Here is a 13,172-nt window from a genome sequence, read left to right as displayed (position 1 = left end):
GAGGGCGCGGCGTCGGCGGCTCAGGCGGACGTGGCGATCTCGACCGGCGCCAGGGCACGAGCGGCGGCGGCCAGCGCTTCGGGGACGATGCGGTAATACGCCCACCGGCCGCGCTGGGTGCGGGTGACCAGGCCGGCGTCGGCCAGCAGCTTCATGTGGTGGGAGACGGTCGGCTGGGCCAGGCCGACCGGCGCGGTGAGGTCGCAGATGCAGGCCTCGGCGTCGGGGGAGGCGGCGATCAGTGAGACCAGGCGGACGCGCGTGGGGTCGCCGAGCGCCTTGAAGACCCGCGCGAGCGTGGCGGCGGCCTCCTCGCTCAGTTCACCGCCGGTGACCGGCGAGCAGCAGGCGCTGAGCGCGAGGGGCAGCGGAGTGGGGGTCGAGGCCATGAGCCCAGTGTGCCACCTCGAATTGACATCTGTCGATGCGAGAGGCAGGCTAGGACGTATTCAAGTTCATCGATGCGTTGGAGGTGTGTGGTGTCCGAATTTCCGGTGGTTGTCGTCGGCGCTGGTCCACAGGGGCTGGCCGCGGCGGCGCATCTGCGTGAGCGCGGCCTGTCGCCGCTGGTCCTGGAGTCCGGCCCGGTGCCCGCCCATGCCGTGAGCCAGTGGGCGCACGTCCGGCTGTTCTCCGGCTGGAACGAGTTGGTCGATCCGGCCGCCGCCCGGCTCCTGGAACCGACCGGCTGGATCGCACCCACCGAGGGTTACCCGACCGGCGGCGAGTGGATCGCGTCCTACCTCGGTCCGCTGGCCGCGGCCCTCGGCGACCAGGTTCGGACCGGTGCGCGGGTGACCGGTGTGTCGCGCAAGGGCCGCGATCGGCTGGTCGACGCGGGCCGGGACGAGCAGCCGTTCACCGTGCACGTGACGTACGCCGACGGCACCGAGGAGAAGATCGACGCCCGCGCGGTGATCGACGCCTCCGGCACCTGGACCTCGCCGAATCCGGTCGGGGCGGACGGCCTGCCCGCGCTGGGCGAGCGCGCCGCGGTCGCCGCGGGACTGGTCACCTACCTGCCACCGACGCCCGAGCAGGTCGAGGAGTTCGCCGGGAAGCACGTCGCCATCGTGGGCGCGGGGCACTCGGCGATGACCGCGGTCATCCAGCTCGGCGCTCTCGCCGAAGCCCACCCGGGAACGCGTGTGTCCTGGATCGTCCGGCGCGGGAGCACCGGGATCGCATTCGGTGGCGGCGCCGCCGACGAGCTCCCACAGCGCGGCGCGCTCGGGCTGGGCGCCAGGGCGGCCGTCGACCAGGGCCACGTCGAGCTGGTCACCGGGTTCCGCACCGATCGAATCACCGTCTCGGCCGGCCGGGCGGTTCTCACCGGCGAGAACGGCGTCGACCTGGCACCGGCCGATCACGTCGTCGTCCTCACCGGGTTCCGGCCCGACCTGGCGTTCCTCGGCGAGATGCGCCTGGAGCTGGACGCGACCCTGCAGGCACCGGTCCGCATCGCGGCCGAGGTCGACCCGAACCTGCACAGCTGCGGCGACGTCCGAGCCACCGGCGCCGCCGACCTGGCGCACCCGGAGAAGGACCTGTATCTGGTCGGTATGAAGTCTTACGGCCGCGCCCCGACGTTCCTCGCGATGACCGGGTACGAACAAGTCCGGTCGGTCGCCGCCGCGCTGGCCGGCGATCACGAGGCCGCCGCGCGGGTCGAGCTGGTCCTGCCCGACACCGGCGTCTGCGGAGGCAGCGGTGCCTTCGACGACCCGGCCGCGTCGTCCGGTGGCTGCTGCGGAGCTCCGGCGAGCCCGGAACTCGTCGAGCTGACCGTCGGCGCCCGCTGACTCATGGCCCAGCCCTCCTCGCCGGGAACCACCCGCACCACGGCTTCCCGGCGAGAGCTGGGCTGGGCGCTGGGCGTGCTCTGCCTCACCGAGATCGTCTCCTGGGGCGTCCTCTACTACGCATTCCCGGTGCTGGCCGCCGACATCACCGCGGATACCGGCTGGTCGCCCGCCACGATCACCGCGGCGTTCTCCGCCGGCCTGGTGGTCTCGGCGCTGGCCGGGATCCCGGTCGGGCACCTGATGCACCACCACGGGCCGCGCTGGTTGATGACCGGCGGCTCGGCGCTGGCCGTCGTATCCGTCCTGGTCCTCGCGACGGCCCCCTCCCTGCCGCTGTTCGTCGCCGGATGGCTGCTGGCCGGCGTCGCGATGTCCTGCGTTCTCTACGCGCCGGCGTTCGCCGCCGTCACCGTCTGGTTCGGACCGCGGCGAGTCCCGGCGCTGACCGCGGTCACGCTCGTCGCCGGCTTCGCCAGCACGGTCTTCGCGCCGCTGACCGCGGTGCTCGACGAGCACTTCTCCTGGCGCGGTACCTACCTGATCCTCGCCGTGCTACTCGCGGTGCTCACGGTGCCCGCTCACTGGTTCGGGCTCCGCCCCGCCTGGCCGAAGGCCGAAGCCGCCGGGCCGACGGCGACGGCCCAGGAGGGCGAGCCCTCTCCGGACGATCGTCCGGTGCGGCCGGTCGAGTTCTGGGTCCTCGCCGCGGCGTTCACCGTGAACGCGGTCTGCCTCTACGCGACCGTCATCAACCTCGTCCCCCTGCTGCACGAGCGTGGTTACTCCACGACCGCCGCCGCCTGGGTGCTGGGAATCGGCGGCATCGGCCAGGTCCTCGGACGCCTCGCCTACGCGCCGCTCGTCGGCTGCGCCGGGCTTCCCACGCGCACGCTGGTGATCTTCGCCGGCTCGGCGCTCACCACCGGCCTGTTCGCCGTGTTGCCCGGACCGTACGCCGCCCTGATCGTGGTGGCGCTCGTGGCCGGCAACGTCCGCGGCATGGCCACGCTGCTGTCCGCCACCGCTGTTTCCGATCGCTGGGGCACCGCCCGCTTCGCCCGCCTCAACGGTGTGTTCAACGCTCCGATGATGCTCGCGACCGCGGTGTCCCCGTTCATCGGCGCCTGGCTGGCCGGACCGCTCGGCGGCTATCCGGAGGCGTTTCTCGCGCTGGCCGTGCTCGGGGCAGTCGCGGTCGGCCTCGCCACGCTGCCTGGCCCGGGCCGTACTCCGCGTTCCTGACCGGCGTGGCCTCCGGCATTGTCTGGTCGAGCACCCGGCCGTGCGGTGGCCTCGTACATTGTGGAGGTGGCTGACTGGCTGAGGGCAGGCTCGCGCTCGATCCAACTGGGCGTGGTGGTGGCCGTCCTGACACTCGGAATCGGTCTCGGAGCACAGGTCACCTCCGACGGGTCCGCAGGGACGCCGCCGCTGGCGGTCGGCCTCTCTGCAGCGCTCGGCATCGCCGTGCTGGCGGCCATGATCTGGTTCCTCGCGGCGATCGTCCATGCCCGGAAGCTGGCCGGGCCCAAGCCCGACGCGAGCCGTGCCGCGACGCTGGCGGCACACGAGTCGCAACGCCGAGGCGTGCCCGCCACCGATCCCTCCATCCGAGCGCTCGCTGATCGCAACAGCCGCCTACTGGCGCGGAGCGCACCCGCCTTCCTGACCGTCGTGCCGATCCTGCTGGCGGGGATCGTCCCAGGGCTTCTGGGCGACATGATCATCAGCCGCGTGAGCTCGGGCTACAGCATCGTGGTGCTCGGTGGATTGATGGCCTGGCAGGCCAGCCTGTGGCGCAGGGCGAACCGGTATCTGGCAGCCTCCGAAGCCGCTCCGGTGCCGCACTAGTCGGTAGCGATCAGATTGGTGGGTCGACACTGACAGCCATGAACAGTCAGCGGTCGAGCGCTTCGGTGACGGGTACGGCTTCACGCTCGGACCGGCCTGGGTACGGAGCTGCGGTCTGACTGCGGGTGATGCCGTGACTGTCGCGATTGAACTCGAGGGACCGCAGCGCGGCGATCACGCCGAGGACGTCGCCGCGGCGCTGGACGCTAGCCCAGCAGCGGCGATCTTCTTCGATTCGCTCGCCCAGTTCCACCGGCGCGCTTACCTGCGCTGGATCGATGCGACCAAACGCCGCCCGGACCAGCGCCCGGAGCGCATCGCGGAGATGATCCGGCTGCTGGAGGCCGGTCGCAAGGAGCGCCCAAAGGAGGAAACGCGCGACTAGCCGAAGGCGTGCAGCTCGGCGGCGACAGCCGTACGGAGCGATCCCGGTTCCACCTCGAGCAGGTGCAGGACGCGGGTCAGTCCGGCACTGTCGGCGTCGAGCGCGGCGAGTAGCAGCCGCTCGCCGAGGCGGGCCGGGGTGACGTCCCAGCATCGGCCCAGCGCGCCGTTGAGCGCCCGCTTGAGCTGCGGAGTCATCGGGGGATCACAGAGCGGTCCGCGTGGCCGGAGGTTCCAGCCGACGGGACCGGTGTAGAGCTGGTGGATGGCATCCGGCCCGAATCGCTCCTCGACCTGTCGGCGGATCTCGAATAGATCGATACCAAGGGTGCCCAGTAAAGCTCCGGGATCCCACCGGGGACCGTCGCCGTCATCGGCGGCAATGACCCGCCGGACAGCGCCCCGCGCTGACGCCGGTGTCACGCCGTGGTCCGCCAGGATGCGGGCCGCCGATCCGGACGACGCGGCCGGCGTCGGAGTGAGGGCGATCAGCAGGTGCTCGACGCCTACGTAGCCGTGGCCGGCCCTTGCGGCCTCTTCGCGTGTCGCGGCCAGAATCGGGGTCACCGGACGGCTAGCGCTGGTCATCGACTTACCCGGCCGTTCTCGCCGTTTGCGGATCATGTCCGCCTCCGCCCCGGGAATCGCCGTGTCCCGTATTTCTTGTGCACCGACTGCCGGGTGATGCCCAACGCGGCAGCGATCCGCTCCCAGGTCCAGCCCTGTTCCCGTGCTGAGGACACCTGCAGGGCTTCGAGCTGGTCCAGCAACTCGCGCAGCGCGACGATCGCAGCCAGGCCGACCTCTGGGTCGTCGTGCGCTGCCGCCGCAGCCAACCGAGTCGCATCGGCCATGTTGTCAGCCTGAGCTGACAACCGAGACTTGTCAACCGAAGCTGACAAATGATGCTCGTCAGCGTGGGGTCAAGCGCAACGCGACGTCGCGTAGCTCGGGATGGTCGATGGCTTCCCGGACGCAGCGGGCGAACACCCACTGCCTGAGCCGGTCGGAGTCCAGGTCGAGCAGGTCGGCCATCCGCTGAACGAGGCCGCCAGGGTCGGTGAGCAGGCGGTCGCAGTTGCGCAGGTGTTGCACCGCGTCGTAGGTCGGGTCACCGACGTAGGGCCGGTGCGTTGCGCAGTGTTGTCCGAGCGGACGCTATCGGCGAGGTTTGCCGGGATCACCACACTCGCAGCAGGCCGCCTCGGCATGATCACCGCCGGCCGCGATTCATCACGGGTGTTCTCCGCGGCTCGCCGGGCCGGTTCAGCACCCGCAGTTGTCTCCGCAGCCGGACTGGCCTGCGCGTCGGGTGCGGCGGCGACGCAGCAGTAGTAGTCCGCCGGCCGCAAGCATCAGTGCGGCACCGGACCCGAGGAACACGTTGTGCAGGCCCGCAGCCGCGGCGCCGGTGAGGAACCCGGCGCCGACCAGCAGCGGCAGGCAGCACGCGGCGCACGCGATCAGTACTCCCAGGCCCCCGGTGATCGTGGCGGCCGAGGCGGTGAGCCAGGTGAGCACCCGGCCACGCTTGGACGGTGCGGCCGGGGCGTCGTGGTTCAGGACGGGCAGGCTCGGGCGGGTCGATGTCGTGGTCATACGGGCGGTTCCGTTCTGGTGTCGGTGGGCAGGCAACAGGCGGAATCCACGGCCGTCAGGTCGGCGCGGACCAGACGGCGCTGGCGCGCTGGGTGAGGGACGCCAGCACGTCAGCGTGGGCCGCCGGGACCTCGACGTCGAGGAGCACGGCCTCGCCGTCGGTCGCCTGCTCCGGGTGGGTGGTGAAAGCGAAGAACGAGCAGCACTCGGTTTCCCGCGCAGTCAGGTCCCGCACGGTGGCCGTGAGCCCGGCCGGGCCGGTGAGGTACATCCGGGCGTGGGTGGCGCTGACCGACTCCACCCGGCGCACGGCCGTGGCGAACAGGTCATCGAACTCGGCCAGCCGCAGCGGCCGCTCGGCGGTGGGCAGTGTGCACGCCTCGGGGATATCGAACGACATCGCGGGCTCCTTCGGGCAGTGGGTTCGGGCACCAGTGCGGCGCCGTCCACTCGACCGTAAGCCTGTACCTAGGTACCGAATGCAAGCCTGACCGCAGCCCGGTGCGGCCCGGCCCGGCCGCTCCCATTTTCGAATGCGGTCGGGCCGGGAGATAGCCGATTCACTGGCAGCCGCACTGACCGGGGCTGTGCTGGTCGCCGCAGCACTCGCTCTTCGCCGAGGGAGCGCAGCAATTCTGCTGGACCGCCGGTCCGCAGCAGCCGCTCGCGTCCTCGCCCGCCTCTGCCGCCGCCGCGGGTGCGCCGGCGTGCGGCTCGCTGCCCGCCGGCTTGGTGGCGCGGACGATCGCGCCGTGCAGGCCGGGCGCGGCTTCGTGCGTGAACGTCACGGACGCGTCGGCGAACCCCGCCGCCGCCAGCCCGTCGAGGTACTCGGCGCGGGAGAGCGCCCCGGCGATGCACTCGACGTAACTGCCGCGCTCGGCCCGATCGGCCGGGCTCAGGTGGTCCTCGGCGACGACGTCGCTGATCCCGATCCGTCCGCCCGGCGCGAGCACCCGGAACATCTCCGCGAGCACCGCGGGCTTGTCGGTGGACAGGTTGATCACGCAGTTCGAGATCACCACGTCCACCGAGCCGGCCGGCAGCGGAATCGCCTCGATCTGTCCCTTGAGGAACTCGACGTTCGTCGCGCCGGCCTTCGCCGCGTTGGCGCGCGCCAACGCGAGCATCTCCTCGGTCATGTCCAGGCCGTACGCCTTGCCGGTCGGGCCGACCCGCCGCGCGGAGAGCAGCACGTCGATGCCCCCGCCGGAGCCCAGGTCGAGGACCCGCTCGCCGGGCGCGAGCTCGGCGACCGCCAGCGGATTGCCGCACCCGAGGGACGCCGCGACCGCCTCCGCGGGCAGGCCCGCGACGTCGTCGCCGTAGAGGCCGGCGCCGAACCGTTCGTCGATCTCCGTCGCCGCGGCCGGCCCGCAACAGGAGGCCCGCTCGTCCCCGCTCGCGGTCACCGCCAGGGCAGCCGCGGCGTACCGCTGCCGTACCTGCTCGCGCACTGTGTTCTCGACCATGAGGTCCTCCGCTCATTGATATCGATGAGTTTCGATGCGTCCTACTGTGGTCCACGTATCGATGAACGTCAATATCTTCGAGCGCAGATGTGCGAGGACTGGCTACCGTCGAGGCCCAGCGACCGCGGCGGCACTTCGGAGGTCGGCATGGGACGGTCCGAGCTCGAGGAACTCCGCAGGGAGGCCGAGCGCTACGGCGACCTCGGCGACTCGGCCATGGAGCGCTACCTGGCCGGACACGGTGACGTCATCGAGACCCTCGCGGCCGAGGAAGCCAACCTTCTCCAGGCGCTCGCCACCGCCAGGGCCCATCGCTGGTGGCGGGCCGCGGTCGGCTGCGCCCAGGGCCTGCGCACGCTCTACGACCATCGGGGCCACCGCGACCGCTGGGCCCGCGTCGTGGGCTCGCTCGTCGACGACCTCGTCGATCCGCGGACCGACGGGCCGCGTCCGGGTGCGGAGGAGCAGTGGAGCGTCGTCACCGGGTATCGGATCCAGCTCGCCCGCAACGACCGCAAGTACGGGCTCGCGGCGCAGCTCGCACGCCTGCGCCTGGCCTGGAACCACGACCGGGCCGCCGGTGCCCTCGCCACCTCTCCGGAACGCCGCACCGACCGGGACGTCGACCGGATAGGCAGCCTGGCCGCCAGCCACCACGAGCTCGGTCAGATCCTCCGGGAGCAGGGCAGCGCCGACTGCCTTACCCACTACCGTCAGGCCGCCGGATTCGACCAGCAGATCGGCGACGCGGCCGCGGAAGCCCGCACGTGGTTCAACATCGGCACGGCCTATCTCAACGTCCCTGCCGTGCGGAACCTCGACCAGGCGGAACGGGCCTACCGGGAGGCTCAGCGACTCATCCCGGCCCACGACCGCAAGACCCTCGCCGGCGTGCTGGGGCAGCTGGGCCGGATCGCCCTCGAACGGTTCTTCGCCGACGTCCAGAGCGCCGCCGGGCAACGGCGAGCCCAAGAACACCTGGCCACCGCCCGCGCCCTCTGTCAGCAGGCACTGGATCTCTGTCCGGCCGACGCCACCGACGACTTGGCCACCGGCCACAACCAGCTCGGCGTCATCGAGGCCAGCGCCGGCAACGCCGACGCCGCGCTCCACCATTGGCAGACCACGATCACCTACCGCGAGCAGAGCGACGACCGACACGGCGCCGGAGTCGCCCGGTGCAACATCGCGCTCCTGCTCGCCCAGGTCCCCGGCTACCAGGCGGAAGCCCTCGCCTACGCCCGAGCAGCGCTCCGCGACCACGAGCCGTACGGGGCCGGTGCCGCCGCGGACATCGCCAAGGCCCAGCAGCTCATCGGATTGCTCGAGCCGCACGTGCGGCGCTAGCTCGCTGGACCGGACACGAGATTCGTCGAAACGCCGGGGCCGTCGCGCCCGGGGGCGGGGAACGCGTGGCGACGCCGCGAGGATCCGGCGCCGATGGCGACTGAATTCTTCGACGGGGCGCCGTCCGCGAAAAAGTTTTCGTCGGGGTGTCGTAGTCGGCTCGGTGGCTTCGTAGTGCTGACGAGAGACCGGCGCAGGACCGGTCCGACGCCGCATCGGAGGCCCGTCATGACCACCACCGCGCACACCGCCGCCCCGACCGCCACCGCCGTGACCGCTTCGGCCGCGCCCTCGCTCCGTTCGCTGGTTCTGGCCGGCATCGTCGCCACGGCCACGGCGAGCGTCGCCACCCCCGTCGTCGCGGCGGCCGGCCACGCGGCCGGGATCAGCCTGGACATCGCCGGTGAGCCCATCCCGGTGCCCGGGTTCGCCACGCTGACCGCCCTGTTTTCGCTCGTCGGCCTGGTCCTCGCCGTCGCGCTCCGCCGGTTCGCGCGGCACCCCCGCCGTACCTTCTTCCGCACCACCGTGGCGCTCACCGTGCTGTCCCTGGTCCCGGACCTGATCGCCGACGCCGCGTCCAGCACCAAGGTTCTGCTGATGGTCACCCACCTGGTCGCGGCCGCGATCGTCATCCCCGCGATCGCGCAGCGGCTGCGCCCCTGAGCGGTGCTCGTGCGGCGATGCGACCGTCAGACGTCAGCAGGCCCGGAGCATCCGCTCCGGGCCTGCTGCGTTGACCTGCGTCGAGACGTGCTCTGCCTAGCTGTGGCTGAGGTCGATCTCCAGCGCGAACGGTGCGGAGACCTGAATGACGCCGGTGTAAATACTGCTCGGCGGTGAGCTGTTCGTGCATCCAGGCGGGTGCCACCATCCCGGTCATGAGGCACCTCCCGAGCGCGCGACATGGGCTGAGCCGACGCTCGTCAGGGTAGCGCGGCCGCCGGTTCCAGCTGCATCGCAACGGCCGGAACCGGGGGTACCGGCTCCGCCTGCCGGCGGTGGGTGCGGGTCAGGTCCTGGGCCGGCTCGGTCACGCCCTGGACGGCTGCGGCTGGGCCTCGCGGGCGGCGTGCTCGGCGATCTCGATCGCCCGTTTGACCGCCCGTCCCGCCTGTCCACTGAGGGTGTAGCGAGCCATGCGCAGCAGAGCCGCCGGCGACGGGGGGAGGTGGCCGAGCTGCGTCATCATCCCCAGGTCGTCACGGACCGCCTGGTGCTCGACGAGGAGGCCGTCGCGGACGCCGAACGTGTGCAGTTGACGGACTTCGAACGCGCGCCCGGTCGGGGGGAAGGCCGTCGGACGGGCGCGCTGCGGGAAGACGACGAACGGCCCGTGCTGCGTTCCGCGCATCCAGACGTGCGCCATCACCCGGTCGCCCCTGGTTTGGATCTCGATCGGATCGATGCGCAGGTCGAACGCCGAGCGGAGCCAGGCGCTGGTCGCCCAGATGCCGGGCACGCCGAGCTGCGCGCAGGCGGGCGGCTCGTCGGCGGCTTCTCGGTTGACGAATTCGGGGTGAGTGCAGGCCTGGAGGGTGGCCAGGTCACCGGCGGCCGTGCCGGTGAATTGATCGAGCACGAGTTGTTCGGTGTCGCGGGACATCGTCGCCTCACTTAGCAATACCTGGAGTCTATTATTAGACTGTGGGTCTATGAGTAGACTCCGGGTTGTGTCAAGCGTCAACCCTGATAGCGAGAAGGCCGAGAAGTACCCACTGCGCTCGCAGAAGGCCCGGCAGACCCGGCTGGCCGTGATCACCGCGGCGATCGAGCTGTTCAGCGCCCACGGCTACGCGGGCACGACGATCGAGGCGATCGCCGCCCGGGCGGGCGTGGCTCGGCCCACGGTGTTCACCGCGGTGCCGGGCGGCAAGCCGCAGCTGCTCAAGGAGGCCCGGGACGTCGCGATCGCCGGCGACGACGAGCCGGTGCCGATTCCGGAGCGCCCCTGGATGCGCCACGCGATGGCCCAGACCGACCCGCGCGAGCTGATCCGCCTGCAGGCGGGGAACTACCTGCGGGTCAACACCCGGCTCGCGCCGATCGACCGGGCGTTGAAGGCGGCCGCCGATCCGGCGCTGGCCGAACTGCAGGACGTCGCGCCCAAGCAGCGGTACTTCGGCGCGCTGATGACGGCCCGACGGCTGGCGGAGCTCGACGGACTGCGGGCCGGGCTCACCCCGGAGGACGCCGCGGACGTCATCTACGGCCTCAACGAACCGGAGCTCTACCTGACGCTGGTGCGCGAACGCGGCTGGACGGGCGAGCGTTACGCCGCGTTCCTCGCCGACCAGCTCACCTACGCGCTGCTACCACCGATGGTCTGAGCGGTCCTCGGGCCGGTCGCCGCGGACGCCACTGACCAGCCACATGCGCGCCGCGCCGACCCGGTCCGGATCGGTGAGCGGGGGCACCGGCCGGCCGTGGGCCGCGGCCAAGGCGGTCTGCGGGGTGACCTGGGACCGCCAGCCGAAGTCGGCCAGCCAGCCGGTCGGATCCTCGAGCGTCGACCGCCAGGCGGCACCGACCCGCGTCAGCCGCTCGTGGACCGCCCGCATCTCCGGAAGATCCACATAGGCTCGGTTGACGTGCTCGAGCGCGATCCGGCTGCCCGGTGCCGACAGGCGATCGACCTCCTTCACCAGCCGGTCGTTGTCGCCGGGCTCCAGGTACATCATCAGGCCCTCGATCAGCCAGGCCGTGGGCGCTGCCGGGTCGAAACCGGCGGCGATCAGATCGGCCGCCCACTCCTCGCGGAGGTCGCTGATCACCACCCGGCGGTCGCAGGTCGGCGTGGCCCGGTGCGCGCCCAGCACCGCGGCCTTGAACCCGCTCAGCGCGGGCAGATCGACCTCGAAGAACCGGAAGCCCGTCGGCCACGGCAACCGAAAGGCGCGCGTGTCGAGGCCGGCGGCGAGCACGACCGCCTGCTGGCAGCCGGAGGACGACGCGGACGTCAAGTAGTCGTCGAAGAAGCGGGTCCGGAGAACAAAATGCTCCTGGTTGAGCCGCCCGGCCTCGGCGACCTGGATCCACCCGACCGCCTCCACGAACGCCTGGGCGTAGGGGTCGGTGAACAGCCGGTCGCTTCGCCGGGTCTCCGCTGCCCTCGCCTGCGCGGGAATGACGGCCGTGCGGCTGACGCCGGTGGTGTGGGCAGAGGTCATCGGTCGCTCCAGTTCCGGCAGGGACTCATGTCCATCGTGAGCTCGTAGGTCTTGCGGTAGACGACGCGGTCGAAGGCCAGCCACATGAAGAGGTCGCGCCCGGCGCAGACCAGCGGGTTGCGCAGGCGGCTGAAGACTCCGTTGGCGCGGGAACGCCGGATCACGCGGCGGGTGCGCTCGATGCGTCGCTCGTCGTACTGCGCCAGCGCCCGGCCGGCGTCGGGTTCGCCGGCCAGGCAGTCGGCCAGGACCACCGCGCCTTCGATCGCTTGGTTGGCGCCCTGCCCCAGGTTGAACGTCATCGGGTGCGCGGCGTCACCGACCAGCGTCACGCGATCGGTCGACCAGCGAGTAACCGGCGTCCGGTCGTAGATGTCGACCGGTTGGACGTCACCGGGGGAGGTGGCGGCGATCAGCGCCGGGATCGGGTCCGGCCAGCCCGCGAACAAGCGGGGGAGCGCGAGGTCACCCAACCGTCCGGTCGCGACGCAGGAGCGCGAGACCGCCTCGCTGACGACGCCGTCCCAGTAGACCTGGCCGCCCGGCAAGCGGTAGTACACGAACCAGAGACCGCGTCCGAAGGTGTTGACGAACGTGCCGGGCGCGATGTCGAGGCCGGCGGCGGGCACGACTCCCTGCCACGCGGTGACACCGGCGTACTGCGGCGGTGGCTCGTGCGGGTGCAGCGCTCGCCGGACCGTCGACCGGATGCCGTCCGCGCCGACGAGCACGTCGGCGCTCGTCTCCCGGCCGTCCTCGAACCGCACCGCCACGCCGGTGCCCTTCGGCTCCCACTCGGCGAACCGGGCACCGAGCACCAGGTCGTCGCCGACCTCGTCGCTGAGCATCCGGTGCAGCGCCGGGCGGCTGACCGTGTAACACGGCACGCCGGTACGGCGGCGACCGTCGGTGATCGACCAGGTGGCCAATCGTGAACCGGTGGCCGAGCGCCACTGGTAGGACGCGAGCTCGGCTCCCACGTCGGCCAGCGCGTCTCCGAGGCCGATCGACTCCAGCGCCCGGACCGCGTTGTGCCAGATCACCAACCCGTTCCCGGCCTGGGCCCCGCGCAGTACCGGCGCCCGTTCGTAGGCGGTGGCCCGGATCCCGGCCCGGCGAAGCGCCAGTACCGTGACCAGTCCGCTGATCCCCCCGCCGATCACCGCGACCGTCATGGGTTTCCTTCCCTCGTCCGAGGTGGCCGCGCCGTACCCGGCGCCAAGGCGTGCTTCAGAAGCCCGTGCTTTCGCTGCGGCCCGCCCAGACGCCGACCGGCGGCGTTGGAAGGATGTCCGGATACAACAGCGGTCTCCGGACATCCTTCCGCCTTGCCGGATCGACGTCTGGGTGGGGCCGCAGCGAGAGCGAGGCTTCTGAAACACGCCTTAGAAAACCTAGGCGGGACACCGGATGCGGTCTTCCGACGCGGGGATGAGCGCACACCGTCCCGGGGGAGGGAGTGCTGTCCCCTCCCGGCGGACCGTCGATCGGTCCCGGCGGCGGAAGACCGTCGAGCGGCGCTTCGGAAAGTCTGGCCGGGCCGA

17 protein-coding genes are annotated in these 13,172 nt (G+C 71.6%); 7 read left to right on the top strand and 10 right to left on the bottom strand.

Annotated features, from left to right (window positions below):
- Nucleotides 1-20: 20 nt before the first annotated feature.
- The gene (locus ABEB28_RS03910; protein WP_345726552.1) at nt 21-389 is read right to left on the bottom strand and encodes an ArsR/SmtB family transcription factor; all 369 of its coding nucleotides are present in this window, start codon (nt 387-389) and stop codon (nt 21-23) included.
- 87 nt (nt 390-476) lie between these two features.
- Between ABEB28_RS03910 and ABEB28_RS03905 the strand changes: the two genes are divergently transcribed.
- From ABEB28_RS03905 to ABEB28_RS03890, 4 genes are all read left to right on the top strand, one after another.
- On the top strand, nt 477-1,802 hold the full coding sequence (locus ABEB28_RS03905) for an NAD(P)-binding domain-containing protein (RefSeq protein WP_345726551.1): 1,326 nt from the start codon (nt 477-479) through the stop codon (nt 1,800-1,802).
- 3 nt (nt 1,803-1,805) lie between these two features.
- On the top strand, nt 1,806-3,047 hold the full coding sequence (locus ABEB28_RS03900) for an MFS transporter (RefSeq protein WP_345726550.1): 1,242 nt from the start codon (nt 1,806-1,808) through the stop codon (nt 3,045-3,047).
- Nucleotides 3,048-3,113: 66 nt separating this feature from the next.
- Nucleotides 3,114-3,656 (top strand): hypothetical protein, encoded by a 543-nt coding sequence (locus ABEB28_RS03895; protein WP_345726549.1) that lies wholly within the window; start codon nt 3,114-3,116, stop codon nt 3,654-3,656.
- Between the two features lie 133 nt (nt 3,657-3,789).
- On the top strand, nt 3,790-4,041 hold the full coding sequence (locus ABEB28_RS03890; protein ID WP_345726548.1) for a YdeI/OmpD-associated family protein: 252 nt from the start codon (nt 3,790-3,792) through the stop codon (nt 4,039-4,041).
- Here ABEB28_RS03890 and ABEB28_RS03885 read toward each other — a convergent pair.
- From ABEB28_RS03885 to arsM, 6 genes are all read right to left on the bottom strand, one after another.
- Nucleotides 4,038-4,664 (bottom strand): Clp protease N-terminal domain-containing protein, encoded by a 627-nt coding sequence (locus tag ABEB28_RS03885; protein ID WP_345726547.1) that lies wholly within the window; start codon nt 4,662-4,664, stop codon nt 4,038-4,040. The two genes, ABEB28_RS03890 and ABEB28_RS03885, sit on opposite strands and share 4 nt — an antisense overlap.
- The gene (locus tag ABEB28_RS03880) at nt 4,661-4,894 is read right to left on the bottom strand and encodes a hypothetical protein (RefSeq protein ID WP_345726546.1); all 234 of its coding nucleotides are present in this window, start codon (nt 4,892-4,894) and stop codon (nt 4,661-4,663) included. Before ABEB28_RS03880 ends, ABEB28_RS03885 begins: the two co-directional genes overlap by 4 nt.
- Nucleotides 4,895-4,952: 58 nt before the next feature.
- Complete coding sequence (locus tag ABEB28_RS03875; RefSeq protein ID WP_345726545.1) at nt 4,953-5,135, bottom strand: hypothetical protein; 183 nt, start codon at nt 5,133-5,135, stop codon at nt 4,953-4,955.
- A 171-nt stretch (nt 5,136-5,306) separates the two neighbouring features.
- The gene (locus ABEB28_RS03870; protein ID WP_345726544.1) at nt 5,307-5,639 is read right to left on the bottom strand and encodes a hypothetical protein; all 333 of its coding nucleotides are present in this window, start codon (nt 5,637-5,639) and stop codon (nt 5,307-5,309) included.
- A 55-nt stretch (nt 5,640-5,694) separates the two neighbouring features.
- Nucleotides 5,695-6,039, bottom strand: a complete 345-nt coding sequence (locus tag ABEB28_RS03865; protein WP_345726543.1) for a hypothetical protein — start codon at nt 6,037-6,039, stop codon at nt 5,695-5,697.
- 160 nt (nt 6,040-6,199) lie between these two features.
- The gene (gene arsM / locus ABEB28_RS03860; protein WP_345726542.1) at nt 6,200-7,111 is read right to left on the bottom strand and encodes an arsenite methyltransferase; all 912 of its coding nucleotides are present in this window, start codon (nt 7,109-7,111) and stop codon (nt 6,200-6,202) included.
- Between the two features lie 147 nt (nt 7,112-7,258).
- Between arsM and ABEB28_RS03855 the strand changes: the two genes are divergently transcribed.
- Together ABEB28_RS03855 and ABEB28_RS03850 are read left to right on the top strand one after the other, a co-directional pair.
- On the top strand, nt 7,259-8,458 hold the full coding sequence (locus ABEB28_RS03855; RefSeq protein ID WP_345726541.1) for a tetratricopeptide repeat protein: 1,200 nt from the start codon (nt 7,259-7,261) through the stop codon (nt 8,456-8,458).
- A 228-nt stretch (nt 8,459-8,686) separates the two neighbouring features.
- Nucleotides 8,687-9,124: a DUF6069 family protein gene (locus tag ABEB28_RS03850; RefSeq protein WP_345726540.1), complete on the top strand. Its 438-nt coding sequence runs from the start codon at nt 8,687-8,689 to the stop codon at nt 9,122-9,124.
- Between the two features lie 367 nt (nt 9,125-9,491).
- Here the strand turns inward: ABEB28_RS03850 and ABEB28_RS03845 are convergent, their stop codons facing one another.
- The gene (locus ABEB28_RS03845; protein ID WP_345726539.1) at nt 9,492-10,064 is read right to left on the bottom strand and encodes an ester cyclase; all 573 of its coding nucleotides are present in this window, start codon (nt 10,062-10,064) and stop codon (nt 9,492-9,494) included.
- Nucleotides 10,065-10,131: 67 nt separating this feature from the next.
- Here ABEB28_RS03845 and ABEB28_RS03840 point away from each other — a divergent pair, with 67 nt between their 5' ends.
- On the top strand, nt 10,132-10,788 hold the full coding sequence (locus ABEB28_RS03840; protein ID WP_345726538.1) for a TetR/AcrR family transcriptional regulator: 657 nt from the start codon (nt 10,132-10,134) through the stop codon (nt 10,786-10,788).
- Here ABEB28_RS03840 and ABEB28_RS03835 read toward each other — a convergent pair.
- Both ABEB28_RS03835 and ABEB28_RS03830 read right to left on the bottom strand, forming a co-directional pair.
- Nucleotides 10,771-11,628, bottom strand: a complete 858-nt coding sequence (locus ABEB28_RS03835) for an SAM-dependent methyltransferase (RefSeq protein WP_345726537.1) — start codon at nt 11,626-11,628, stop codon at nt 10,771-10,773. The two genes, ABEB28_RS03840 and ABEB28_RS03835, sit on opposite strands and share 18 nt — an antisense overlap.
- Nucleotides 11,625-12,803, bottom strand: coding sequence for an FAD-dependent monooxygenase (locus ABEB28_RS03830; protein WP_345726536.1), 1,179 nt, complete (start codon nt 12,801-12,803; stop codon nt 11,625-11,627). Before ABEB28_RS03830 ends, ABEB28_RS03835 begins: the two co-directional genes overlap by 4 nt.
- Between the last annotated feature and the right edge of the window lie 369 nt (nt 12,804-13,172).

This window comes from Cryptosporangium minutisporangium (genome assembly GCF_039536245.1).
Taxonomy (GTDB): Bacteria; Actinomycetota; Actinomycetes; order Mycobacteriales; family Cryptosporangiaceae; genus Cryptosporangium; species Cryptosporangium minutisporangium.
The sequence above is the reverse complement of the archived record's forward strand: the minus strand, read 5'-3'. Positions and strand labels throughout refer to the sequence as shown.